The 24,118-nt window shown below is 66.5% G+C and carries 24 protein-coding genes; 15 read left to right on the top strand and 9 right to left on the bottom strand.

The window, feature by feature from the left end:
* Positions 1-525 (bottom strand): DinB family protein, encoded by a 525-nt coding sequence (locus B9C43_RS31250; protein ID WP_084430489.1) that lies wholly within the window; start codon positions 523-525, stop codon positions 1-3.
* A gap of 17 nt (positions 526-542) precedes the next feature.
* The gene (locus B9C43_RS31245; protein ID WP_033393017.1) at positions 543-1,046 is read right to left on the bottom strand and encodes a MarR family winged helix-turn-helix transcriptional regulator; all 504 of its coding nucleotides are present in this window, start codon (positions 1,044-1,046) and stop codon (positions 543-545) included.
* Between the two features lie 58 nt (positions 1,047-1,104).
* Between B9C43_RS31245 and B9C43_RS31240 the strand changes: the two genes are divergently transcribed.
* On the top strand, positions 1,105-1,401 hold the full coding sequence (locus B9C43_RS31240; protein ID WP_033393020.1) for an MTH1187 family thiamine-binding protein: 297 nt from the start codon (positions 1,105-1,107) through the stop codon (positions 1,399-1,401).
* Positions 1,391-2,257, top strand: coding sequence for an SCO6745 family protein (locus tag B9C43_RS31235; RefSeq protein WP_235038951.1), 867 nt, complete (start codon positions 1,391-1,393; stop codon positions 2,255-2,257). Before B9C43_RS31240 ends, B9C43_RS31235 begins: the two co-directional genes overlap by 11 nt.
* Here the strand turns inward: B9C43_RS31235 and B9C43_RS31230 are convergent.
* Complete coding sequence (locus tag B9C43_RS31230; RefSeq protein WP_084430487.1) at positions 2,241-2,855, bottom strand: TetR/AcrR family transcriptional regulator; 615 nt, start codon at positions 2,853-2,855, stop codon at positions 2,241-2,243. The two genes, B9C43_RS31235 and B9C43_RS31230, sit on opposite strands and share 17 nt — an antisense overlap.
* Positions 2,856-2,925: 70 nt before the next feature.
* Between B9C43_RS31230 and B9C43_RS31225 the strand changes: the two genes are divergently transcribed.
* Together B9C43_RS31225 and B9C43_RS31220 are read left to right on the top strand one after the other, a co-directional pair.
* On the top strand, positions 2,926-4,137 hold the full coding sequence (locus tag B9C43_RS31225) for an MFS transporter (protein ID WP_200825774.1): 1,212 nt from the start codon (positions 2,926-2,928) through the stop codon (positions 4,135-4,137).
* Positions 4,138-4,166: 29 nt separating this feature from the next.
* Entirely contained in the window at positions 4,167-5,111 is a 945-nt protein-coding gene (locus tag B9C43_RS31220; protein ID WP_143446724.1) for a tetratricopeptide repeat protein, read from the top strand.
* On the opposite strand, the gene B9C43_RS31215 is transcribed toward B9C43_RS31220, so the two are convergent.
* Genes B9C43_RS31215 through B9C43_RS31205 form a run of 3 tightly spaced genes read right to left on the bottom strand, consistent with a single transcriptional unit; the run spans position 5,053 to position 7,162 of the window.
* A complete protein-coding gene (locus B9C43_RS31215; RefSeq protein ID WP_084430484.1) occupies positions 5,053-5,610 on the bottom strand; it encodes a hypothetical protein in 558 nt (185 codons plus the stop codon). The two genes, B9C43_RS31220 and B9C43_RS31215, sit on opposite strands and share 59 nt — an antisense overlap.
* Positions 5,611-5,669: 59 nt before the next feature.
* Positions 5,670-6,317 carry a response regulator transcription factor gene (locus B9C43_RS31210; protein WP_033393027.1) on the bottom strand — a complete coding sequence of 216 codons (648 nt, stop codon included), beginning with the start codon at positions 6,315-6,317 and terminating at the stop codon, positions 5,670-5,672.
* Positions 6,314-7,162, bottom strand: coding sequence for a sensor histidine kinase (locus tag B9C43_RS31205; RefSeq protein WP_143446723.1), 849 nt, complete (start codon positions 7,160-7,162; stop codon positions 6,314-6,316). The genes B9C43_RS31210 and B9C43_RS31205 overlap by 4 nt, the downstream gene beginning before the upstream one ends.
* Positions 7,163-7,316: 154 nt before the next feature.
* Here B9C43_RS31205 and B9C43_RS31200 point away from each other — a divergent pair, with 154 nt between their 5' ends.
* A complete protein-coding gene (locus B9C43_RS31200) occupies positions 7,317-7,706 on the top strand; it encodes a phage holin family protein (protein WP_033393033.1) in 390 nt (129 codons plus the stop codon).
* 179 nt (positions 7,707-7,885) lie between these two features.
* Entirely contained in the window at positions 7,886-10,531 is a 2,646-nt protein-coding gene (locus B9C43_RS31195) for an AfsR/SARP family transcriptional regulator (protein WP_160096794.1), read from the top strand.
* On the opposite strand, the gene B9C43_RS31190 is transcribed toward B9C43_RS31195, so the two are convergent.
* The 3 genes from B9C43_RS31190 to B9C43_RS31180 all read right to left on the bottom strand — a co-directional run bounded on the left by B9C43_RS31190 (position 10,448) and on the right by B9C43_RS31180 (position 15,816).
* Positions 10,448-11,491: an ABC transporter permease gene (locus B9C43_RS31190; RefSeq protein WP_084430481.1), complete on the bottom strand. Its 1,044-nt coding sequence runs from the start codon at positions 11,489-11,491 to the stop codon at positions 10,448-10,450. The genes B9C43_RS31195 and B9C43_RS31190 overlap by 84 nt on opposite strands.
* A 73-nt stretch (positions 11,492-11,564) precedes the next feature.
* Entirely contained in the window at positions 11,565-12,479 is a 915-nt protein-coding gene (locus tag B9C43_RS31185; protein WP_084430480.1) for an ABC transporter ATP-binding protein, read from the bottom strand.
* Positions 12,480-12,567: 88 nt separating this feature from the next.
* Complete coding sequence (locus B9C43_RS31180) at positions 12,568-15,816, bottom strand: GH92 family glycosyl hydrolase (RefSeq protein ID WP_235038950.1); 3,249 nt, start codon at positions 15,814-15,816, stop codon at positions 12,568-12,570.
* Between the two features lie 610 nt (positions 15,817-16,426).
* Between B9C43_RS31180 and B9C43_RS31175 the strand changes: the two genes are divergently transcribed.
* The 9 genes from B9C43_RS31175 to B9C43_RS31135 all read left to right on the top strand — a co-directional run bounded on the left by B9C43_RS31175 (position 16,427) and on the right by B9C43_RS31135 (position 24,116).
* Positions 16,427-17,410, top strand: coding sequence for a LacI family DNA-binding transcriptional regulator (locus B9C43_RS31175; RefSeq protein ID WP_084430777.1), 984 nt, complete (start codon positions 16,427-16,429; stop codon positions 17,408-17,410).
* Complete coding sequence (locus tag B9C43_RS31170) at positions 17,407-18,441, top strand: class I mannose-6-phosphate isomerase (protein ID WP_084430479.1); 1,035 nt, start codon at positions 17,407-17,409, stop codon at positions 18,439-18,441. The genes B9C43_RS31175 and B9C43_RS31170 overlap by 4 nt, the downstream gene beginning before the upstream one ends.
* On the top strand, positions 18,438-19,199 hold the full coding sequence (locus B9C43_RS31165; protein ID WP_033380778.1) for an ATP-binding cassette domain-containing protein: 762 nt from the start codon (positions 18,438-18,440) through the stop codon (positions 19,197-19,199). Before B9C43_RS31170 ends, B9C43_RS31165 begins: the two co-directional genes overlap by 4 nt.
* The gene (locus B9C43_RS31160; protein ID WP_084430478.1) at positions 19,196-20,224 is read left to right on the top strand and encodes an ABC transporter permease; all 1,029 of its coding nucleotides are present in this window, start codon (positions 19,196-19,198) and stop codon (positions 20,222-20,224) included. Before B9C43_RS31165 ends, B9C43_RS31160 begins: the two co-directional genes overlap by 4 nt.
* A 13-nt stretch (positions 20,225-20,237) precedes the next feature.
* Positions 20,238-21,233 carry an ABC transporter substrate-binding protein gene (locus B9C43_RS31155; protein ID WP_084430477.1) on the top strand — a complete coding sequence of 332 codons (996 nt, stop codon included), beginning with the start codon at positions 20,238-20,240 and terminating at the stop codon, positions 21,231-21,233.
* A gap of 124 nt (positions 21,234-21,357) precedes the next feature.
* Entirely contained in the window at positions 21,358-21,690 is a 333-nt protein-coding gene (locus B9C43_RS31150) for a hypothetical protein (protein ID WP_084430476.1), read from the top strand.
* Entirely contained in the window at positions 21,687-22,928 is a 1,242-nt protein-coding gene (locus B9C43_RS31145; RefSeq protein ID WP_084430475.1) for a putative T7SS-secreted protein, read from the top strand. Before B9C43_RS31150 ends, B9C43_RS31145 begins: the two co-directional genes overlap by 4 nt.
* Positions 22,922-23,551 carry a hypothetical protein gene (locus tag B9C43_RS31140; RefSeq protein ID WP_084430474.1) on the top strand — a complete coding sequence of 210 codons (630 nt, stop codon included), beginning with the start codon at positions 22,922-22,924 and terminating at the stop codon, positions 23,549-23,551. Before B9C43_RS31145 ends, B9C43_RS31140 begins: the two co-directional genes overlap by 7 nt.
* Positions 23,544-24,116: a hypothetical protein gene (locus B9C43_RS31135; protein WP_033380783.1), complete on the top strand. Its 573-nt coding sequence runs from the start codon at positions 23,544-23,546 to the stop codon at positions 24,114-24,116. The genes B9C43_RS31140 and B9C43_RS31135 overlap by 8 nt, the downstream gene beginning before the upstream one ends.
* Positions 24,117-24,118: the final 2 nt, after the last annotated feature.

The raw sequence follows: 24,118 nt of genomic DNA, 5'->3' as shown, positions 1-24,118 counted from the left end.
TCACTCGCCGGTCGCGCCGTCGATCTGCTCACGCAGGAAGTCGGCGTGGCCGTTGTGGCGCGCGTATTCCTCGATCATGTGCATGATCACCCAACGGGCGCTGATCGTCCCCAGCTTCGGATGCTCGAAGGTGTGGTCGAGGGAGACCGCGGCCAACGCGGCCCGCGCGGAGTCCAACGCGACGAGCAGGTTGGTGTAGTCCTGTGCCGCGGTTTCGGCCGTCGCCTTGGTGAACTCGACGTCCGGGTCGTCCGGATCGGTGTCGATGAAGTGGAATTCGACCGGCTTGCCCGCTACCCGGTGCACGAACCAGGAAAGCTCGACGTCGGTGAGATGCCGGACGAGTCCCAGCAGGGAGAGCGGCGACGGCGGGACTGCTCGCCGGGCCAGCTGCTCGCCGGTCAGGCCTAAGCACTTCCACAGGAAGGTCGCGCGGTGGTACTCCAGGAATCCCAGGAGAACCGAACGTTCGTCGCCGGCGAAGGGCCCGTCGACCCGGGTCACTTCGGGAGCTGTCCAAGACATGTCCCGCAGTCAACCATTCAGTCGGTGAAGTCGCCGACCGATTTCCGCACCCGGGCAAGCAGTTCCGACAGTTGCCTGGTCTGCCGGGAGGTCAGGCCGCGCAGCCCGAAGTCGATCTCGGTGACTGCTTTGGTCGCCTCTTCCCGGCGTTCCCGCCCCGCTTCGGTGATCTCGGTCAGCGTCGTGCGGCGGTCGGTGGGGTGCGGGGTCCGCTTCACCAGGCCGTCGGCTTCGAGGCGGTCCACAATGTTCGTCACGCTCGTCGGGTGCAGCTGCAGCCGTTCGCCCATCACGCGCATAGGCAGGCTGCCCCGTTTGGAGAACGACAGCAGCACCAAGGCTTCGTAGCGGGCGAAAGTCAGGCCGTGCGGGCGCAGCGCGCCGTCGACTGCCGACTGGATGATCTGCTGGACCCGCATCACGCTGGTGACTGCCGCCATCGCCTCGGACGGCCCGATGCGCTCCTCCCATATCTCGGCCGCACGGGCGATCGGGTCGAACGGCAACGGACGTGACGTCATGGCGCAGAAAGCTACCAGGCGGTATCCATACGGACAGCAACGCGGAAAGGAGTACCACATGCTGGTGGCGTTCAGTGTCTCTCCGCTCGGCGGTGAGTCCGATGGCGTGGCCAAGGCGGTCGCACAGGCCGTCAAGGTCGTCCGCGAGTCCGGTCTGCCCAACCGGACGAGCGCGATGTTCACCGAGATCGAGGGCGAATGGGACGAGGTCATGGCCGTCGTCAAGCGGGCGGTCGAGGTCCTGCAGGCCGACGCGCCCCGGGTGAGCCTTGTCCTCAAGGCCGACATCCGGCCCGGTTACACCGGCCAGATCACGGCCAAGGTCGAACGGCTGGAGCAGCACCTTGCCGATTGATCAAAATCGGCTGACCAGCCGGCGGATGTGGCTGCTGTTCGAGACGTACCACGACGTCACGTACTTCACGCCGGAGTCCCGCGCAGCGACCGACGCCTTGGGCTGCAAGGGCGGATGGATGGGTTACTTCGGCATGCGGGCGGCCCCGTTAGGCGCGGTCGCGCCAGAGATGGTCATCTCGTCGTTCTACAACTTCCACCCACGCATGGTTTGTCGCGCCATCCCGGACGCGTGGCAGGTCGCCACGCCCGAGCAGTACCTGGCGACGCGGCTGAAGGGCGCCGACGGCGCGCTGCGCAGGATGCTCGGCGACGTGGACGTGTCCGAAGCCGCCGAACTCGCCCAGGAAGCGGCCCGCAACGCCCCCACCGCCGGACGTCCGCTCGCCGCGGCGAACGCGATCATCCCGGCGCCGGACGAGCCGCACCTGAAGCTGTGGCAGGCCACCACCGTGCTGCGGGAGTCCCGAGGCGACGGGCACGTGGCTGCCCTTGTCGCGGCGCCATTGGACCCGATCGAAACGCTCGTGCTGTTCACCACCGAGCGCGGCGTCGATCCCGCGTACATGCGGGCGGCTCGTGGCTGGTCTGAGGAGGAATGGTCGATGGCCGAGCAACGCCTGCAGGACCGTGGTCTCGTCCAGGGCGGAGCGGTCACGCAGGCCGGGCGTGATCTGCGGGCGGACATCGAACGCCGGACGGACGAGGCCGCCGAGGCTCCGTGGCAAGCGCTTGGTCAAGCGAAGACAGAACGGCTCGTCGAGCTGATGACACCCCTCGCCCGGTCGTTGGGCGAGCAGAACGAATCGATGCGCCAGAACCCCATGGACATCAATGTCGTCAAGGAGCTGTCGTAAGCCCTGCCACCATCACCGACAGCGCGTACTCGAAGTGATCCAGCTTCGAAGCCTCCGGGTCGCGGAGGGTTCGGAGCTGGACCGCCGACTGTTCGGCAGGCAGGCTCGCCAACTCGGCCATGAACGTGTCCGACGCGTCCTTCGCGGACGACACAGCCAGCGCGTAACCGTTGACGTAGTCGACGATCAGCCCGACAGCACCGACAACTTCCCGCGGTGACAACCCGCCCGCTTCCAACGCCGCGTACAGCGGTTCGTTGATGCGCGCGGCGGCGACAGACACCGCACGGGCGTCGGTCACGATGCGCAGCACCAGGTTCGGGTGCGCCAACGCCAGGTCACGGTAGGCCCGTGCCCAATCAAGCACTTGCTCCTGCCAGGTGCCCGTGCAGACCGGCACCGGCATCCGCGAGAACACGTCCACCACCACGCCGCGCAGCAGTTCGTCCTTGTTCGGGATGTGGTGGTACACGGCCATCGGGTCGACCCCGAGGTGCTGGCCCAGCCGCCGCATCGACAGCGCCTCCAGCCCGGCCTCGTCAATCAGCTCCAGTGCGGCCGACAGGATCTTCTCCCTGGTCAGCGTCCGTTTCGGCATTCCGCTCCTTGCGCATCTCTACGGCGTAGAGTATCTCTTCTCTACGGTGTAGAAATCAATGGGAGGGATCATGAAACTCGCTGTGGGGGTGCTCTGCGGAGCGCAGTTCATGCTGATCGTGGACGTGGTCGTGCTGAACGTCGCCTTACCGTCGATCCAGCAGGGCCTGGCGATTGCCGAAGGCCAGCTCGCGCTGGCAGGCGTGCTGTACACGCTCACGTTCGGCCTGCTGCTGATCGCGGGCGGACGAGCCGGTGACGTGTACGGCAGGCTGCGTGTCTTCCAGATCGGGCTCGGGGTGTTCACGCTCGCTTCCGCACTGGCGGCGATCGCGCAGACACCGTGGCAGCTCTTCGCCGCACGTGCGCTGCAAGGCGTCGGGGCGGCGATGGTGTCGCCGAACACACTCGCCCTGGTGACGGCGATGTTCGAAGAAGGCGAGAAACGCAACCGGGTCTTGGGGTTCTGGGGCGCGACGGGCTCGGTCGGAGCGATATCCGGCCAGCTCATCGGCGGTGTGCTGACCGAATTCCTCGGCTGGCGGTCGATCTTCCTGATCAACATCCCGATCGGTGTCGCAGGCATGCTGATCGCCGCCCGTGTGCTCACCGAGAGCCGTGGTGGCTCGCCGATTCGCGCGGCCGTGCGGGCGCTCGTCGGCAACAAAGCCGTGCGGACAGGCAACATCGTGCTGGCCCTGATCGCGGGCACGACCGCGGCGACGCTGTTCTTCAGCACGCTCTACCTGCAGGGCACGCTCGACTACTCACCGATGGCGGTCGGGTTCGGGTTCGCGCCGGTCACTGTGGTCGTACTGCTCGTGTCACCGGTGGCAGGGCGGCTGGTCGGCAAGCTCGGCGCACGCAACCTCATGCTGTGCGGGGCGTTGCTGAGTGCGGCCGGGATGGCGTATCTCGCGTTGATCGACAGCAACGGCAACTACTTCGCGGATGTCCTGCCCGGCCTGCTCGCGGTGGCCGCGGGCAACGGCCTCGCGTTCGCCCCGACCATGATCACCGCGACCACCGGCGTCGCGGCCGATGACCAAGGCCTGGCGTCCGGCGTGCTCAACACGTCCCAAGAGCTGGGTACCGCCGCGGGTATGGCGGTGATCACGGGCATCGCCACGGCTGTGGGCGCCGGGATAGCCGGCTATCAGGTGGGATATCTCGTCGCGGCCGGGCTCGTCGCGCTCGCGGCGGTTGTGGCACTGCGCACACCGGGCACTGTGGGGCGGCCCGCCCTGACCGAGCCCGCGGAACGTGCCAGGATAGATATGTGACAAGGCCAAATCCACGTCAGACGGCCGCCATGTCAGCGGCTCTGTCCGGCGCCGTCGACCTGTCGGCGCTCAAGGCGCGGGCGGATGCCGCACGGCAGGCGCCCAGCAAGCCTGCGGCGGCTCCTGCGGGCGGCGACACGCCCGCGGCAAGCGGCCCGTTCGTCTTCGACGTCACCGAAGCGACATTCCAGGCGGACGTGGTCGAGCGTTCGCTCCAGGTCCCGGTGGTCGTCGACCTGTGGGCCGAATGGTGTGGCCCGTGCAAGCAGCTCTCCCCGGTGCTCGAGCGGCTGGCCAACGCCGGTGGCGGCGCATGGGTGCTGGCAAGGGTGGACGTCGACGCCAACCCCAGGATCGCGCAGTTGTTCGGCGTGCAGTCGATCCCGACGATCGTGGCGATCGCGGGCGGCCAGCCGGTCGACGCGTTCTCCGGCGCCCAGCCCGAGCCGCAGATCCGGCAGTGGATCGGCGCGTTGCTGGACGCGTTGCGCGACCGGCTGCCCGGCATCGCGGCCGCCGAGGCCGGTGCGCAGGGTGGCGTCGAAGAGGTGTACGAGGAGCCGACCGACCCGCGGATCATCGCTGCCGAAGACGCACTCGAGCGTGGCGACTACGCCGCGGCCGAGCAGGCGTACCAGCAGATCCTGGACGTCGAGCCGGGCAACGAGGAGGTCAAGGCCGCCCTCGCGCAGGTGAAGTTCACCGCTCGCGCGGAGTCGGCGGACCCGTCGGCCATCGGCAAGGCGGACGCCGACCCGTCGGACGTCGAGGCGCAGCTCGCCGCGGCCGACGTGCAGGTGGCGATGCAGCAGGTCGACGAGGCCTTCGCCCGGCTGATCAACACCGTCCGCAACACGTCGGGCGAGGACCGGGACAAGGTTCGGTCGCACCTGGTCGAGCTGTTCGGGCTCTTCCCTACCGACGACCCCCGGGTCGCGAAAGCACGCCGCGACCTGGCCAGCGCGCTGTTCTAGACGCCAGTACTAGTACTGCCGCTGCGGGGATCGCCTGCAGCGGCAGTCCGGTGACGTAGTCGAGCACCGGCGTCGCCAGGATCACCACGTAGATCGCCGGGTGGCGCCACGGCTTGGCCTGGACGTGCGGCCTGAGCTGTCCCCACGGCTTCATCCGCCCGATCCAGGCCAGCGCGGCGATCGCGGCGACCATCAGGACACCGCCCGCCACGAACATGCCGTCGTGGAACAAGGCGCGCCCGCCGAGTGCGAGACCGATCGTGGTCACGAGCTTCACCGTGATCCACCAGAACCGGGTGAAGCCCCAGTTCGCCGCCAACATCAGTCCGGTGTAGACGGTCATGAACGAGCAGTCCGCGAGCAGCCGGTCGTCCACCAGCAGTGCGGCTTCGACCTGACCGTGCGCGGTCAGCAACAACACCGCAACCGTGGCCGCGAACCAGCCGAAAGCGGTCATCAGATGGAGCAGGACCAGCGCCTGCCGCAGTTTCTTCGTCACACCGGCAGAGTGGACAAACCGGGTCGTAACGGGCATCCACCCACCGCGGGCTCTTGGAGCTACCGCACCAGGCCAGATTGGTACGCGAGCACGACGACCTGAGCGCGGTCCCGGGCACCGAGCTTGACCATGGCCCGGTTGAGGTGCGTCTTCACCGTCGCAGGCGACAGGAACAGCCGGCCAGCGATGTCGTCATTGGACAGTCCATTTGCGACGAACGTGACGATTTCCAGCTCGCGGCCGGTCAGCAGGCTGAGCTTCTCCGGCACCGCGCCGTCCACGACCGCGGGCTGCGCGAGAAAGCGGGTGATCAGGCCCTTGGTGGCCTTCGGGGACAACAGTGCCTCGCCGCCCGCGACCATCCGGATCCCCTCCAGCAGCATGGCCGGTCCCATGTTCTTGCCGAGAAACCCGCTGGCCCCGGCGCGCAGTGCCTGAAAGACGTACTCGTCCAGCTCGAACGTGGTCAGGATGAGCACGCGGACGTGCTCGTGCTTGGCGCAGATCTCCCGGGTGGCGGCCAATCCGTCCATCTCCGGCATCCTGACGTCCATCAGCACGACGTCCGCCCTGGGCGCCAACTGGACGGCTTGCACACCGTTGGCGGCCTCGCCGACGACCGAGATGTCGTCGCACGTCTCGATGATCGCCCGGAACCCCGCCCTGATCAGCTCCTGGTCGTCGGCCAGCACCACCCTGATCGTCACAGCACCGCCCGGACCACGAAGTGCTTGCCTTCCGGGCCCGCACTGAGCTTCCCGTCGACGAGGGCCACGCGTTCGCGCATTCCGATCAGGCCGTGCCCGGTGCCGCGCGCATTCGTACCGGAACGTTCGTTACGGACCTCGATGACGAGTTGGTCCGGTTGGTACTCCATGCTCAGCTGCACCCATCCGGTCCCGTATTTCCTTGCGTTGGCAAGGGATTCCTGGACGACCCGGTAGACCGTCACGTCCACAGTCGCGGGTAGTGGTCTGCGTTCGCCGATCACGGTCACCTCGACGCGGTCGTCGAGCAGGCTTTCCAGATCAAGGACCGGATCACGCAGCACGCCCAGCAGCGACCCGAGTTCGTCGAGCACTTTGGCGCTGGTCGTGGTGACGTGCTCAAGCGCTTCAGCTGCCTTGTCCGGGTTGCTTTTCAGCAGATGAGCGGCCGCGCCCGCCTGGACGTTCACCACGGCGACGTGCTGGGCGACCATGTCGTGCACGTCCTGCGCGATCCGCAGCCGCTCGTCCCTGCGGATGCGTTCCGCACGGGCGGATGCGAGTTCCCGCCTGCTGCGGATGGCGTCGCCGACGGCCGCTCCGGTCACCAACGCCGCCGGGATCATCGGACCAATCCCAGCCCACCAGGACTCCACGACAAAGCTGACAGCAACCGCAAATCCGGCGAGCGCAACCACAACAGTGACAACGACGGTCCGTCGACCGACGGAAATACCGAGGAACAACGCCACAAGCAGGACAACGGCCGAAGCCCACGCTGTCAGGCCGAACTTGAGTGCCACCACCGCCCCAGCGGTCACGGCGAGGAAAACCGCAACGCTCACTCCATCAAAGTACGGCCAACAACCCCGGATGGCATACGACAATCGCGGTATCGCACCCCTACCGTGTCCACAGTAGGCATAGCGAAATGCCTCATCCCGGGGCAAAACACGACAAGATCGGCGAAGTCGGCGGTGAGATGAGAGGGTGTCCGGCGTGGAATTCGTCTATCGAGTACTAGCCTCGGCCGTCGCCGTCTGGGCGGCGACCATCCTGCCGGGGATCAACCTGCTCACCGGGTCCGCGCTGGCCCGCATCGGCACGCTGATCGGCGTCGCCCTGCTGTTCGGCCTGGTGAACCTGATCCTCAAGCCGATAGCCAAGATCGCCGGCTGCGTGGTTTACATCCTCACGCTCGGCCTGATCGGACTCGTGGTCAACGGCCTGCTGTTCTGGTTCACCGGCTGGGTCGCCGGCGAGCTCGACCTGCCCTTCGAGGTCACCGGGTTCTGGGCCGGTTTCCTCGGCGCGATCATCGTGGCCATCGTCAGCTTCGTGCTGACGCTTCCGTTGCACCTCAAGAAGCTGACCAGCCGGGGTCGCTGACTCACCCGCCTGCTTCCGCGCCGTGCGCGGGAGCAGGCGTCATACCGTTGCCCTGCTTGGTAAACCGCCGACCACGCTTCACTCGAACGGGTAGCCGCGTCACTTGTTCGGCCCTAGCCCTGATGCCACTGCAATGGTTGTGTCACAAGCCTTCCATTTCCGGCATCAGGAAGGCCCTCATGCGGGACGACGTCGCTGTTCTGCTCCTCGGTCCGGTTCGATTGGCCACCCCGGCGGGCCCGGTCGCGGTGAACGGCAGTGACCAGCGGACCTTGCTGGCCCGGCTGGCCGCAACACCAGGCGAGCAGGTGCCGATCCACGACCTGATCGAGGCGTTGTGGGGCGAGGCCTTCCCCATCACCGCGGTGAAGACACTGCACAGCCACGTCGCGCGGCTGCGCCGTGAGCTACGGGCAGCCGGGCTCGACGGCCTGATCACCACCGAAGGATCCGGCTATCGGCTGACGGTCGCGCCGACGTGCGTCGACTCCGTACGCTTCGAAACACTGGCACGGATGGGGCGCCGCCATCTCAACGCGGGTGATTTCGCCCAAGTGGCACGGACTCTCGCCGATGCCGCGAAGTTATGGCGTGGTAAACCGCTCGCCGGCTGCGTGCCAACTCCGTGGGCGCACGCCGAATGCGCGCGGCTGACGGGCGTTTTGCTGGGCATTCGGGAGAACGTGCTGATGGCACGACCGCATGCCGAGGTCACGGCGCTGCTCAACGAGCTCGAAACCGCCATTCACGACAGTGATCCGGCCATCGACCTGCCGGGCGAACCATCGGCCGCCGAGCCGGAGACGGCCAGTGTGATCAGCCGGGACACCGACGTCGAAGAGGTGACGTGGCTGCTGGCCAACGGCCGGATGGCCACGCTGACCGGCGTCGGCGGAGTCGGCAAGTCCACGCTGGCGGCACAAGTGGCGCAGTGCAACCAATCCTCGTACCCGGACGGGGTCTGGTTCACCGAACTGGCCGCACTGCACGATTTCGGCCTGTTCGCGCACACCGTCGCGGACGCGTTGGAGCTGCACGACCAGTCGGGCCGGAGCATGACGACGGTGCTCGCCGAGCACTTCGCATCCAAAGTCGCGTTGCTCGTGCTGGACAACTGCGAACAAGTCGCGCCCGCGTGCGCGCTTTTCGTCGACACGTTGCTGCACGCCGCGCCGGGCCTGCGGATCCTGGTGACGAGCAGAGTCCCGCTGCACATCGAGACCGAGCAGATCTATGACGTGCGGCCGTTGCCTGTACCAGAACCCGACGAAGACGACGCTCCGGCCGTCGCCCTGTTCGTGCAACGGGTTCCCAACGGTTTCGAGCTGACCGACGACAACCGCAAGGACGTCATCTCCTTGTGTTGCCGGCTCGAAGGCGTTCCGTTGGCGCTTGAACTGGCCGCGGCCCAGCTGCGTGAGCTCCCGCTGCCGGACCTGGTCACCCGGTTGGACAGCATGATCCGGGTCAAACCGGCCGTACGGGCCATTGTGGACTTCAGCTACGAACTCTGCTCGCCCGCCGAGCGACTGATGTGGCGGCGGATGTCCGTGTTCGAGGACACCTTCGACCTGGTGGCGGTGGAGAACGTCTGCGCCGGGTACAACGACATCCCGCTGGACACGGTGTTGGACGTACTCGACGGCCTGGTGGACAAGGCCATCCTGGTCCGGGCGGATGCCCATGGCCCGGCTCGGTTCCGATTACCCGAGACGCTGCGCCAATACGGCAGGGAGCAGTTGTGGCAGGCCGGTGAGCAGCCATTGGTCCGAAGACGCCACCGCAACTGGTACTTGACCGTGGCGGAGCAGCGGGAACAGCAGTGGTTCGGCGCGGCGCAGGCCGAGCTGTCCGCACGTACCCGCCTCGATCACGCGAATCTCCGTGCGGCACTGGAGTTCTGCTTGACCGAGCCAGGCGAGGCCGCGGCCGGGCTGCGGCTGGCGGGCGCGTTGTGGTTCCACTGGGTCGGCAACGGGTTGCTCGCCGAAGCCCAGCACTGGCTGGACTGGGGCCTCTCAGCGACCCGGCAGGTCACCACCGACCGATGGAAAGCCTTATGGGTCAACGGATACGTCACCGCACTGCAGGGCAAGACGGAAGCCGCTCGGCAACTGCTGGCGCAGGTGGATGCCGAGGCGGATGAAGCGTCACTCGTCCACGCGACATACGCGCTGGGTATGACGGAACTCCTGGATGGCAACGTGGCAACGGCCTCGGCACTGCTTGAGCAGGTCACGGCCGGGCACCGCGATCCGGATGCCACTCTGATCATGGCCATGGTCGCGCGTGCCGTTGCGCTTGTGCTCGAAGGCGATCTGCCCGGTGCGGGGACACTCTGCCGGGAAGCTCTGGAGATCTGCGAAAACAACGGCGAGAAATGGTCACTGGCCTACGTTCTGCTCGCCGTCGGCGTTGTGTCGGCTGGCAAAGGTGAACTGGCTGCGGCCACCGCGCTGGCCCGGGAGTCCTTGCGGATCAAGGACTCCCGTCACGACCTGCTCGGCGTCGCCGCCGCGGTCTGTCTGCTCGCCCTGACAACCGGTGACGACAGCCGGGTCGCCGCGTTGCTCGGCGTCATCAGCCAGATCGAACCGCATGTCGGTCCGGACCTTCCCCGCATCGACGACGCCCTGCAGCGCCGAGCCGAGCAGGGCAGGCAGGCCTTGGGCGACGCCGAGTTCGACGCCGCCTTCGACCAGGGCGCCCGGATGAGCCTCGCCGCCGCGGTCAGCTTCGCCTTAGCTGTCCCACCGGAAAACGCGGGTCGCGACAAACCCGATCACCAGGGTGAAACCGATCAGGACGGCGCTGGGCACCAGTAACGCCTCGAACCCCTTGCCTCGGACCAGGAAATCCTGGATACCGGTGTTCATGTGCCGCAACGGGAAGATCTGCGACACGGTCTGCAACCAGCCGGGTGCCCGCTCGATCGGGAAGAACGTGCCGGACAGGAACGCCATCGGCAGCACCACGATCTGCGCCGCACCGTTCGCCGCCTCCTCGGTCTTGGCGAACGCGCCGATCAGCATGCCCATGGCGAAGAACGCGAGCATGCCGAACAAGAAGATCGGGATGGACAACCACCAGGTGCCGGCCAGTTTCAGGCCGAAAATCGGCAGGCTCGCAATGCCGACGAACACCACGGCCTGCGCGATCGCGATCCCCAACGTCACGCCGACCCGGGACATCAGCACGGCCGCGGGCGACACCGGCGCCAGCCAGAGGCGCCGCAACACCTGCTTCTTGCGCCACTGCACGAACGTCATCGCCGCGCCGAAGACACCGGCCGACGCCACCGCCCAGCTCAGGATGCCCGGTGTCAGGTACTGGATCGGGCTGAGCGAATCGTCCTCGACCTGGCTGGACTGGAAGGTGAACCGGGGCTGCTGACCGGTGGCGGTGATGTTGGCCTTGTCGACCACACTGGATACCAGGCCGTTGACGATCCCGGACTGGTTCTGGTCGCTCGCGGCGAACCGGAGCTGGACGCCAGCGCCGTTCTCGATCACCGCACCGGGCAGGTCACCGGACTTCACCTTTTCGACAGCCGCGGCCTCGGTGTCGAACCGCTGCACCTCGACGACCGGAACCTGGTTCAGCGACTGCACGACCGGGCCGTTGCCGACCACCCCGAGCTTGATCTTGTCAGTGCCCGAGTCCCGGAACAGCAGGCCGAAGATGACCAGGAACATCAACGGGAACAACAGGATGAAGAAGACCGCCGCCTTGTCCCGGATGAACCCCTTGGCACCCGCGATGGACAGGCTCTTGAAAGCGCTCATGCCTTCTCCTCGCTTTGGGCAGCTACGTCGCATGAGCGCGACGCTGTGCTGGGTGATTCGTTCGCAAGCTCGCTCATGCCCGGTACTCCCGTCCGGTGAGGTCAAGGAAAACGTCCTCGAGCGTGGCCGTGCGGACCTGAAGCCCGTCAAGGGTTCCGCGCTCGGCCAACGCGCTGAGCACCGGCGCGGGCTTGCGCGTGGCGATCGTCAACATGTCGCCGTCGTCGCTCACCTCATCGACCCCGATGAAGCCACGGACCTCATCCACTTGCAGCACACCGTGTTCGAGCCGGATATGGGTGGGCGCGTCCAGGCCACGGACCAGCGCGGCAGGCGTGTCCATCGCGAGGATCTTGCCGTGGTCCATGATCGCCACCCGGTCGCAGAGCACCTCGGCCTCGTCGAGGTAGTGCGTGGTGTACACGATCGTCTTGCCACGCGAGCGAATCTCGCGCAGCACGTCCCAGAGGTTGCGCCGCGCCTGTGGATCCAGCGCGGCGGTCGGCTCGTCGAGGAAGACGATGTCCGGGTCGTGCACCAGTGCGCACGCGATCGACAGCCGCTGCCGCTGACCGCCGGAAAGCTTGTCCTCGCGGGTGTTCGCCTTCTCGGTGAGGCCGACCACCTCGAGCATCTCGTCGATGTTCTTGGTGCCAGAGCCATACAGCGATGCGAACGTCTCGATCTGCTCGCGTGCGGTCAGTTTCTCGAAGAACGCCGACGCCTGCAGCTGCACACCGATCCTTGGCAGCAATTGCACTTTGCGTGGCCACGGGTTCTCGCCGAGTAGCGTCACGCTGCCCGAATCGGGCTCGCGCAAGCCTTCGACGATTTCCAGCGTGGTCGTCTTGCCTGCGCCATTCGGCCCCAGAATGCCGAAGAACTCCCCTTCGGCCACTGTGAACGACACTCCGTCAACGGCCGTGAGTTCACCGTAACTCTTGCGGATTCCGGAGACGACGATCGCATCTCCCCCATTACCGGTCATGCCGGCAAAGGTATCCCGCCTCGCGCCAGATATCTCGCGAGGCGGGAGACTCGATACAAATATCAGTCTTTTGGTTACACCATTCGGACTATCCGGCCGAAACCGTGAACACGTGCAGCGTCCCGCCGGACACCGCGGAAGGCAGCGTCACGCTCTTGACCTGTTTGGACGGATCCAGCGCGACGGGTGCGGTGGCGAACACGTAGGTGTTCAGGCCCTGCGACGACCCGTTCACCGAGTTGCGGTACGTCGACGTGACCGCGATCCGGTTGCCGAACGACGGCTGTTGGCCACCGCCGCCCAGGGTCCAGTCCGAGAACCCGATCTGGGCCTGCTGCGTTGACCCGTCGGTGTAGGTGATCGTGAGAGTGCCTGAAGCAGTCCCATTGGCCGCACTGCCGAGGAACGCCAGTTTGGTCGCCCCGGCTGGAGCCTGGACGTTCACCGTCTGCCCGCCCGCGATCACGTTGTCCGGCTCACCGACCGCGGTGACCGGCCAGGTGTGCGTCAGACCGTCCACTGTAACCGTTCCGCCCGGTTTGAGCCCGGCGTTGGCCAACGCGTTCGCCGAGTAGCTGAAGCCGACGTTGTCGAAGTTCGCCACGGACATGGCGTTGTCCGGCGATATCCCGACATTGTTGTAGACAGTGCGCAGGCTGCCCGGCTGGGCGACCAGGATCTGCAGAGTCGCACTCGGCAGCGGACCCTGCGGCCCAGTGAAATGAACAACCACTTGGTAGGTGGCGTCCGGGGTGCCGGGCTCGACCCGCACGGCGACCGATCTGCCCGCCTTGGCCCCGGGCGGCACGATCAACTCGCTGCCACCGGGAATCACCGAGATGCCAGGAGGCCCCGGCGCGGTCCACGTGAGCCGTGCGCCGTCGCCGGAGAAGTCCTGAGCACCGATCTCCACGAAACCGCTCGTGCCGGCCGGAAGCACGATCCTTGACGGCGAGACATATCCTCGCTGTCCAACCTCGCCATCCCGGAACGACGGCGGCGCATCGCCGGCGCCTGTGCCCCATGCCGACGGAGTCCCGGACATGGTGAAGTCGACCGTGCCGCCGCGTTCCACAAAGGACTCGGGCAGCCATGTCCTTGTGGAGGGTTGACCGTTGAACAGAACCTCTGAGACGTAAGGTGACTTCGTCCCCGCTCCCTTGCCACGGATGGTGAGCTTGGCGCCGGTCGGCCGGGTCACCACGATCTCCTCGAACAACGGTCCGTTGAGGACGAGCTCGGCCCGGCCGGGGATCATCGGGTACATCCCCATCGCGGCCCAGACGTACCAGGACGACAGCTGACCGAGGTCGTCGTTGCCGACCAGGCCGTTCTCCCTTGGGCTGTAGAGATCCGTGAGCACCTTGCGGGTGATCTGCTGCGTCTTCGCCGGCGCTCCGGCGTAGTTGTAGAGCCAGGTCACGTGCGAGTTCGGCTCGTTGCCCATGAAGGCGAACGGCCGGCTCGGCCCGGCGTTGAGCTCCTTGAAGAACGTGTCCAGCCGGTTGACGACGGTCGCGTTCCCGCCCATCGCGTTGAACAGGCCGCGTGGGTTGTACGGGACCATCCAGGCGTACTGCGCGCCGTTGCCTTCGACCCAGCCGTCGCCGCTGGCCGGGTTGAACGGCTGCATGAACGAGCCGTCCTTGTTGCGAGGGTTCAGATATCCGTTGTCCGGGTTGTAGAGGTTCTGCCAGTTCTGGGCGCGTTTCATGAACGTGCTCCAGGTCGCGCCGTCACCGAGCCTGCGCGCCAGTTCGGCGATGGCGAAATCCGCGCTGGTGTATTCCAAAGTGGTCGCTGCCGGGCCCCACACGTTGGGCGCGCCCATCGGGACGTAGCCCAGCTTCTGGTAGTCCTCAAGCCCGGGGCGTTCGACGTAGCCCTGCGTCGGCTGCGTCGCCCCGCGCAGCATGAGCAGTAGCGCCTTGGACGCGTCGAAGTCCTTGGCGCCAAAGGCATACGCGGTCGACACGATGATGTGATACGGGTCGCCGTTCATCACGCCGGTGTACCCGTTGGCGACCGTCCAGCGGTCCCAGGCGCCGCCTTGCTCGGCGTAGAGCATCATCGAGCGGGCGATGTCCGATGCTTCCCTGGGCGCCAGCAAGGCCAGCAGCTGCGACTGCGACCGGTAGACGTCCCAGCCGGAGAAGTTCGTGTAGACGGGTCTGCCGGTGGTGTGGATCCGGCCGTCGAATCCGGCGTACCTGCCGTCCGCGTCGGAGAAGACGTTCGGCTGGATCAACGAATGGTAAAGCGCGGTGTAGAACGTGGTCCGCTCGTCGGGTGAGCCGCCCTTGACCTGGATCTGGTTCAGCTTGGCGTTCCACGCGGCCCGCGCGGCATCCTTGACCTGGTCGAAAGCGCCGGTCTCGGCAGCGAGGTTGCCCTTGGCGCCGTCGACGGACACAAACGACAGTCCAACTCGGACATTCACGGCGTTCGATTCGAAGGAGTCGAACGTGACAAAGCCACCGGAGCCAGGCCCGGACACTGTGGTGTCGAGCGTGACGGGCTTCGGCTTTGGTTGTTCGGCGGTCTTCTGGGCATTTTGCTCCACCCTGGGCGGCGCGCCGCCGCGCTCGACGCGCTGCCCGTGTGTCACCTTGCCGTTCTTCCACGTGCCGACGGACTCGAACGGCCGGTCGAACTGAGCATGGAAGTAGACGCGATAGCGGTGGTCCGTGCCGCAGAACTTGCCGCTCGTCGCCCAACCGCTGATCGTGTCCGTGCCGATGACGGTCTCGGCGTCATCCGTGCCCGCGATCGAACCGGACGTGTTGACCAACAAGGTCGCCACCGGCCCGACCGGGAACTGCAGCCGCCCGGCACCAGTGCGTTGCGTGGCCGTGAGATCGATCTTCGCACCGGAGTCCAGAGCCACGCCGTAGTGGCCTGGCGTCGCGGTCTCGTTGGCACGGTTGAACTTCGCGATGTACCGGTTGGGGTCCGTGGCCGGGGAGGTGGTCACTTGGCCGACGAACGGCATGATCGGAATGTCCTGGTATGTACTGCATCCGGCGCCGGACAGGTGCGTCAGGCTGAACCCTTTGATGCGATTGTCGTCGTAGAAGTAGCCGCCGTGCTGATGTGTGACGGTGTCCGGACTCCACTGGACCATGCCGAAAGGCACGACCGCACCGGGGAATGTGTTGCCCGCACCGCCGCCGGTGCCATGGTCAGGTCCCCCAGGTTTGGTCCCGATGTACGGATTCACGAACTGAGCTAAGTCCTCGATGGCTGCCCGCGGCTGGCTCATCGCTGCCGGAGCGGTGACGACGCCCCACGCGACCCCCAGGATCACCGTCGCTGCCAACCATCTTCTGCGTGACATGTGCCCGATCGCCTCCCGGATTGACTGACAACCTTGTCGCTATCAACCGTTCGTGTCGGCCACACTGCGCAGAGTCGCAGCCGCCGTCAACCCTTCACCAGATGTCGATCCACGCGGTTAGCCCATATGCACTAGCCCCCACCCACGTGTCCACCACTCCAGCACACCGTGTCCACCACTCCAGCACACCGTGTCCACCGGTCCAGCACAGTGAGATGCACTTTGCCGCACGGTGAGATGCACTTTGCAGGACCGCATTTGGTCGGCAGCTTCCTTCGGCCGCGAGCCGGCGCGTGTCCACCATTCCGGCACGGTGAGTCAAACTGCTCGACTCGCACCCAGCCCCGCTGGGTGCCGCCGTGCGCCGCTCGCGCGTTCAACACACCATGCCGGAGCCGGTGGACACGCGCGTGGCCCTGCGGCCGTTCGCTTCGCTCCGGCGTTTTAGGTACAGGTGTGCACGCGCGATGCCCTCGCTGGTGGACACGCGCGTGCCCGGGTGCCGTTCGCTTCGCTTCGGCCGTTGACAGCTTTCGGTCTCGGCGTGATACTCGGCGCCACCATGACAACGTTGTCGGAACCAGGGACACGCAAGGTCCGCCGGGCGACCATGAGTGATGTCGCCCGGCTCGCCGGCGTGAGCATCAAGACCGTCTCCAGGGTGGTCAACGACGAGCCCGGTGTCCACCCGGACACCGCTGAGCGCGTGCTGGCCGCGATCGAACAGCTGGGGTTCCGCCGTAACCTCGGCGCCCGCAACCTGCGCCGGGGCATGTCCACCGGCACCATCGGGCTGGTCCTCGAGGACGTCGGCAACCCCTTCTACTCCGTGCTGACCAGGGCCGTCGAGGAAGTCGCCCGGACGTTCGGCCGTCAGGTGCTGACGGGTTCTTCCGCCGAGGACCCGGCCAGGGAACGTGAGCTGGCGCTGGAGTTCTGCTCCCGCCGCGTCGACGGGCTGATCGTGGTGCCCGCCGGGATGCAGCACGGCTACCTCGTGCCTGAGATGCGCGCGGGCACACCGGTCGTGTTCGTCGACCGGCCCGCGGGCGATGTCGTGGCCGACACCGTATTGGTCGACAACCTTGGCGGCACCGCCGCGATGGTCGCGCATCTGGCCCAGTACGGGCACTCGCGGATCGCCTTCCTCGGCGACGCGCCCGACATTTTCACCGCCAGCGAGCGGTTGAGAGGCTTTCGCGAAGGTTGCGCGAAAGCAGGCATCCGTTACGACGAGTCGCTCGTCGTGATGGGGCCGCACACCGATGCCGGGGTAGCGAGCTCCGTCCGCCGCTTGCTGTCCGGCACCGCACCGGCGACCGCGCTGATCACCGGGAACAACCGGATCACCATCATGGTGTTGCGTGCGTTGAGCACGTTGGACGCGCGGCCTGCTGTGGCTGGCTTCGACGACTTCGAACTGGCCGATCTGCTCGACCCGCCGGTGACCGTGCTCGCGCACGACATCGCCGCCATGGGCCGTGCTGCCGCCGAGCTGTTGTTCGCCCGAATGGAAGGCGACACGTCACCGCCGCGCAGGATCGTGCTGCCGGCCAACATCATCCCTCGGGGATCGGGAGAGGTACGCCCTTGAACAGCCCAGATGTCGCAACCGGGAAATCCCCGGTGTGGCTGCCCGCCAACCAGCCTGCTCAGTTCTACGCCGGCGGCGGCTCGATCGAGGCACTCAGAGGTGCGGGCAAAGCGCGGACGGATCACGGGCCGGAAGACTGGGTCGGGTCCACCACCACCCGGTACGGCATGGCCACGGACGGCCTGACCAAACTGGACAACGGCCAGTGGCTGCGGGACGCGGTGCGTGGGCACCCGGAGAACTGGCTCGGCAAGGCACACGCGGCACGGTTCGGCGGCGATCCCGCCGTGCTGGTGAAGCTGCTCGACGCCGGACAGCGGCTGCCGGTGCACTGCCACCCCTCGGATGCCTTCGCACAGAAGCACATGGGCTCACACTTCGGCAAAACCGAGGCGTGGATCATCGTCGGGACACCGGCGGACGGCGGTAACGTCCACATCGGATTCCAGGAAGACCTTTCCGAGTCCACGGTGGCCGACTGGGTGGCCGAACAGGACACCACGGCCATGCTCGGTGCATTGAACGCCGTGACAGTGAAGCCCGGTGACACGGTCTTCGTCCCGGCTGGACTGCCGCACGCGATCGGCGCCGGGGTGTTCATCGTGGAGCTCCAGCAGCCGACCGATCTGTCGGTCACGTTGGAGTGGAAAGACTTTCTCGACTCGGAGGCCGGTGGACACCTCGGCTTCGGATACGACGTCGTACTCGACTGCGTCGACCGGTCCGCTTGGGACAATGACCGGCTCAAGCAGATCGTGCGACACGCCGAAAGCGAATCGCCGGTGACCGACCTCCTTGGTCCGGACGCGGCGAGTTTCTTCCGGGCACAACGGATCCGCGGTGGCGCATCGCTCGACGCGTCGTTCTCGATCCTTGTGGCGCTTGAGGGTTCGGGCACGATCCGAACCGAGAATGGCGACGTTGCGGTGAACAAGGGCGATACATACGTGTTCCCGCACGCCGCCGGACCGGCTACTGTGGACGGTGAGCTCGTGGCGATTCGCTGCCTGCCACCGGAGGTAACGTTGTGACACCTGTTTTGCAGGCGCAGAACATAGTCAAGCACTATGGATCGGTCGAAGCCCTGCGCGGCGCTTCATTCGAAGTCGGACAAGGCGAAGTCGTCGCACTGATCGGCGACAACGGCGCCGGGAAGTCCACTTTGGTCAAATGCCTCTCCGGCGCGGAGATCCCGGATTCCGGAACGATCCTGCTGGAAGGCGAGCCGGTGACACTGGATTCGCCGGTCACCGCACGACGTCTCGGCATCGAGACGGTGTACCAGGACCTGGCCGTCGCGCCGGATCTCGACCCGGCCGCGAACCTGTTCCTCGGCCGGGAAGTACGCCGCAAGGGCCTGCTCGGCAAGCTCGGCGTATTGGACAAGGCGGCGATGCGCAAGCAGGCCGCCGAGGAGTTCACTCGCCTCGGCGTAACGCTGCAAAGCATCGACGTGCCCATCGGAGCGTTGTCCGGCGGGCAGCGGCAGAGCGTCGCCGTGGCGCGTTCTGTCGTGTGGGCCAGCAAGGTCGTGTTCATGGACGAGCCGACCGCGGCACTCGGTGTGGTGCAACGGGAAAAGGTGCTAGACGTGATCAAGCGTGTCCGTGACGAGGGCATGGCTGTCGTGCTGATCAGCCACAACATGCCCGAGGTGCTGTCGGTGTCCGACCGGGTCGAGGTGCTGCGGCTCGGCCGCCGCGTGGCCCGGTTCACCGCCGCGGACGCGTCGCTGGAAGATCTGGTCGGCGCGATGACCGGTGCGTTGACACAGGAGGACGCGGCGTGACCACTGTAGACACTGAGCCCACGGTGGAGCGGCAGGCGCTGAGCGCAAGGCTTTTGTCGGCCAACACCTTCTGGATCGCGTTGGTGTTGCTCGCGTTGATCGTGGTGTTCAGCGCGATGGCACCGGACTCGTTCCTGACGTTCTTCAACTTCCAGCAGCTGTTCATCGAGACCTCGGTGCTGCTGGTGATCGCGGTCGGGATGACGTTCGTGATCATCACCGGCGGCATCGACCTTTCGGTCGGCTCGGTGCTGATCTTCGCGGGCATGATCTCGGCGAAGACGATGGAATGGATGAGCCCCAACCAGGACGCCAGCAACGCGGGCTGGGGCGTGATCATCGTCGGCCTGGTCGTGGCGATCGCCGGTGGCTCGGTGTGGGGCCTGATCAACGGCTTGCTGGTGGCCAGGGCCAACATCCCGCCGCTGATCGTCACGTTGGGCACCCTCGGTGCGGCACTGGGTGTGGCCTCATTGCTGAACGACGGCACGAACGTGCGCACGGTTCCGTTGGAACTGCGCGACAGCCTGGGGTTCGGCACGCTCGAAGGCAACATCCCGAACCTCGTCGTGGTCGCCGTGGTGATCACGGTGATCTTCGGCCTGGTGTTGCACACCACCCGGTTCGGCCGGTACACGTTCGCCATCGGTTCGAACGCGGAAGCCGCACGGCGCTCGGGTATCGGCGTGACGCGGCACCTGACGAACGTCTACCTGCTGACCGGTTTCCTTGCCGGGATCGCGGGTTTCATGTCGCTGGCGTACTTCCAGTCGACGACGATCTCCGGGCACACCACGGACAACCTGAACGCCATCGCCGGTGTGGTGATGGGCGGTACGAGCCTCTTCGGCGGGATCGGCACCATCCTCGGCACGGTGATCGGTGTGTTCATCCCCGCGGTACTGCAGAAGGGCTTCAACATCATCGGCGTGCAGCCGTACTGGCAGCAGATCGCGGTCGGCGCGGTCCTGGTCGCGGCCGTGTGGTTCGACCAGCAGCGGCGCCGTTCTCAGAACAAGCGATAGTTTGGAGGTTCGAGTGTCAACGAAGACACTGGTCGTGGTGCTCGCCGCCGGAGCACTGGTGGCGGCCTGCGGTGGCCAGATCGGCCAGAACAACAGCTCGGGCGGCGGCCAGAGCAGCGCAGCCGCGCCTGCCAACAAGAACCTCGAACTTGTTGTGGGCGTGAAGAACGAGCCGTTCTACATCTCCATGCAGTGCGGCGCCGAGGCGGCGGCGAAGGAAGCCGGGTACACGATCACCACCCAGGCGCCGGACAAGTTCGACCCGACGCTGCAGGCCCCGATCGTGACCGCCTTGGGCGCGAAGAAGCCCGCGGCCCTGCTCATCGCGCCGACCGACGACAAGACGATGGCGCCCCAGATGAAGCAGATCAAGGACATGGGCGTCAAAGTGATCGAAGTGGACACCGCGCTGCAGGACACGAGCGTCGCGGCGTCTTCGATCTCGTCGGACAACACCCAGGGCGGCCAGCTCGCCGCGCAGACGATGGCGAAGCTGACCAGCGGGAAGTCCGGCTCGGTCCTGGTACTGGACACCAAGGCGGGCACGTCGACCACGGCGGCAAGGGCCAAGGGCTTCGAGGAGGAGCTGAAGAAGTCCGCGCCGAACCTGAAGTCCATCGGCGTCCAGTTCACCGAGAACGAGCCGTCGGTGGCGGCGCAGAAGGTCACCGCGGCCATCTCCAGTACGCCGGACCTGATCGGCGTGTTCGCGACCAACCTGAACACCGGCGAGGGTGCCGCGACCGGCCTGCGCAGCGCGGGCAAGGTCGGCCAGGTCCAGCTGGTCGGCTTCGACGCAAGCCCGTCCGAAGTGGAAGGCCTGCGCGCCGGGGCGTTCCAGGCCCTGATCGCACAGGACCCGGCCACCATCGGCAAGGCGGGCGTGCAGCAGGCCATCGCCGCGATCGAGGGCAAGCCGGTCCAGCGCAACATCTCCGCTCCGCTGGTCGCACTGACCAAGGACGACATGGACCAGAAGGCCGAGTTCTTCTACAAGACGAAGTGCTGACCTGATCTCCGCGTCACAACCGGGGCACGTCCGCTGACGTGCCCCGGTTTTTTTCGTCCCGAGTGGATCCAACCGCGACGCCGCTGCGTCCCAGTCGGCACGCGAGGAGGAAACGGGGAGTTCGATGCCAGACGGATACCGCCTTGAGCTGGGCGGCATGGGCAGGCTGATCAACCAGCTCGCCACCGCCGAAGAGCGGATGACCAGGGCCAACAACAACCTGCGCGACTCATCCGCCAAGGACATGGGCAGCTTTCTGATCGACCAGGCGGGCAACGCCTTCCAGGACCGCTGGGAGTACGGCATCGGCAAGCTGGCCGAGTGCGCGGGCAAGATGGTCGAGGGCCTCGACGCCACGCGCAAGCAGTACCAGCAGGCCGATCAGGCCACTTCGGAATACTTTCCGGCCGGTGAGGGCGACACGCGCATCTCCCGCAGGATGGACGGTGGGACGTGAGCTATCCCGCGATCGGCTTCGACCCCGCACCCGGCACCGTGGGCTCCGTCACCTCGGTCGCCGACAACATGACCATTGTGGCCAATGAGCTCAACGAGGCCTATACGTCCCTGACGAGCATCGGCCGGTCCAACAGTGTCTGGGAAGGCCAAGCCGCCACCAACTTCCAGGGCAAGGTCGGTGAACTTCCGGCCTATCTGGACAAGGCTCGCCGTTCGCTCGGCGACGCGTCCACAGTGCTCCAGGACTGGGCCGCCGACCTCGAGTCCATGCAGCGCACCGCACGGGACTACGAGGCGCAGGCCAAGAAGGCCTTGCAGGCCGTGCAAAGTGCCGAGAACAACCCGGATCTCGGGCTCGCCGGGCAGGTGTTCAACAGCGACGAGGCCCTGCAGAACGCCCAGCAGCGGTTTGATCAGGCCAAGGCGCAGCTGACCAGTGCCCAGAACGACCTGACCGCGATCCGGGAGCAGGCCAAGCGCTTGCTCGAACAGCACCAGGACCTGGCCGACCGGGTTGCCGACGCCCTGCGCAAAGCCAAGGACGAAGCGCCGGAGGAGCCCGGCTTCTTCGACCGGATCGGCGAGGCGCTCAGCGACATCGTCGAGGGCGTCAAGGAACTCGCCACCGACGTCTGGAACTTCGTCAAGGAACACGCCGACGTCATCGCGAAGATCGGCACTGTGCTCAGCGCGGTCGGCAATGTCCTTGGTGTCGTGGCGATCGCGACGTGCTGGATCCCGGGCGTGAACGCGGTCACCGCCACCGCGGCGGCCGTGGTGAGTGGTGCCGCAGCCGGTACGAAACTCCTGGCCAAGGCCGCGGGTGCGGACGTGTCCTGGACCAGCATCGGAATGGACGCCATCGGCGCGATCCCCGGCGGACGTGCGGTCGCGGGCATGAAGAACGCGGCTGTCCAGGCGGCGCGGACCGGCCGCGGGGTAGCCAGGGTTCCGTTGGCAGGCGCGAAGGTGGTCAAGGTCGGCGAAGACACGTTCACGCCGATCACCCAAGCCGCGTTGCGAGCGGATCCGGCGGGCGCGATGTACGACGCGGCCCGCTACACGCACGCCAACGGCGTCAAGATGGCGAACTGGATTCCTGGCGTGAACATCACCGATGCGTTCTCCACCGGCGGCCTGATCGCGGGCGCGACCGTGAACTCGGGCATCAAGACCGGTGTCGGGCTGGGCATGGCGTACGGCAAGGAACAGGTCAAGGAGCACTCCCCGTGGTGACGTCGGTGCCGCAACTGCGCGAGTTCAACCTGGTCCTGCCCGAGCAGTTCGTCCAGATTCCGCCTGGTGAGCTGACCGAGGAAGGCCTGCGTGCCTTGGCGGGCGAGATCGCGGGGGTCTTCCAGGTCCCCGAGCTGGACACGGGCGCAGTGGCGGCGGCCATCACACTCGCCTCGGTCGGCGCGGGTGTCGCGGCAGGCGGGGCGTCGCACGTGTCGGCAGGCGTCTTCAAGTCGACCGACGGTCAACGGCCGATCCTCGTGCTGCTCAGTGCCTACGTCATGCCGTCCGATCACGCGTCGGCGCAGGCGGCGATCAGCGGCCTGCTGGAGATCCACGAGAGTCAGCAGTCCGGTCTGGTCCGCACCGTCCACCTGGACTCGGGCCCCGCGGTGACAGTCGAGTCCCACGAGGACAGCGAGATCAAGATCGGTGAGCCCGAGGAGACCTACGAGATCTCCCAGCACGCACTCACCGCGTGGCTGCCCGACGAAGATGGCACTACGTTGGTGGCGTTGTCCGTGATGAGCACCAACACCGAGGACTGGGCTGACATCAAGGACCTGGCCGAAGGCATCTTCGACGGGTTCTTCTGGCAGCCGCGAGGAAGCGCCGATGACTGAGTGGTCGAAGATCACAAAGGTTTCCGAGTCGCACGCGTACCTGCGTGATCAGATCGCCCGCATGTGGAACGACGGTCCAGCGTTGTCCATGCACGTCGAGGAATTCCGTCCGGCGTACGACGTCGAAGGGCGTCGCCGCAACGGATCGTTCAAGGGCCAGCAGGGGCTCCGATGGTTCTTCGGGCGCATCTTCCTGCCGGTCCGCAACATCGTGCTCACGCTGTTCGCCATGGTGTCGGGCGGCACGCCGTCGCACGGCTTTCGAAACAGCAAGGTGACCGGCCCTGCCACCAGCATGGCCGTGCAGTTCGCCGACGCGACACGGCATGAACACCAGCAATACCAAGTGGACTGGTGCTGGTTCGTCTGGACGCGCAACCGATCCGCACTGATCCGGGTCGCCAAGGAAGAGTTCCGGGTGGAAACCCTGTGGCAGGGCGACGGACCGATGCGCCCGCATGTCGACCCGGCCAACCGCACACTGCGATGGCGTGACGGTTCCACTGTCGTGCTGCACCTCGACGCCTGGGAAACCCAGCAGGCCGCGCAGCTGCCACCTGGCTGAAG

It is taken from the genome of Kibdelosporangium aridum, from assembly GCF_900176515.1.
GTDB lineage: Bacteria > Actinomycetota > Actinomycetes > Mycobacteriales > Pseudonocardiaceae > Kibdelosporangium > Kibdelosporangium aridum.
This window is presented reverse-complemented; position numbering and strand designations above follow the sequence as displayed.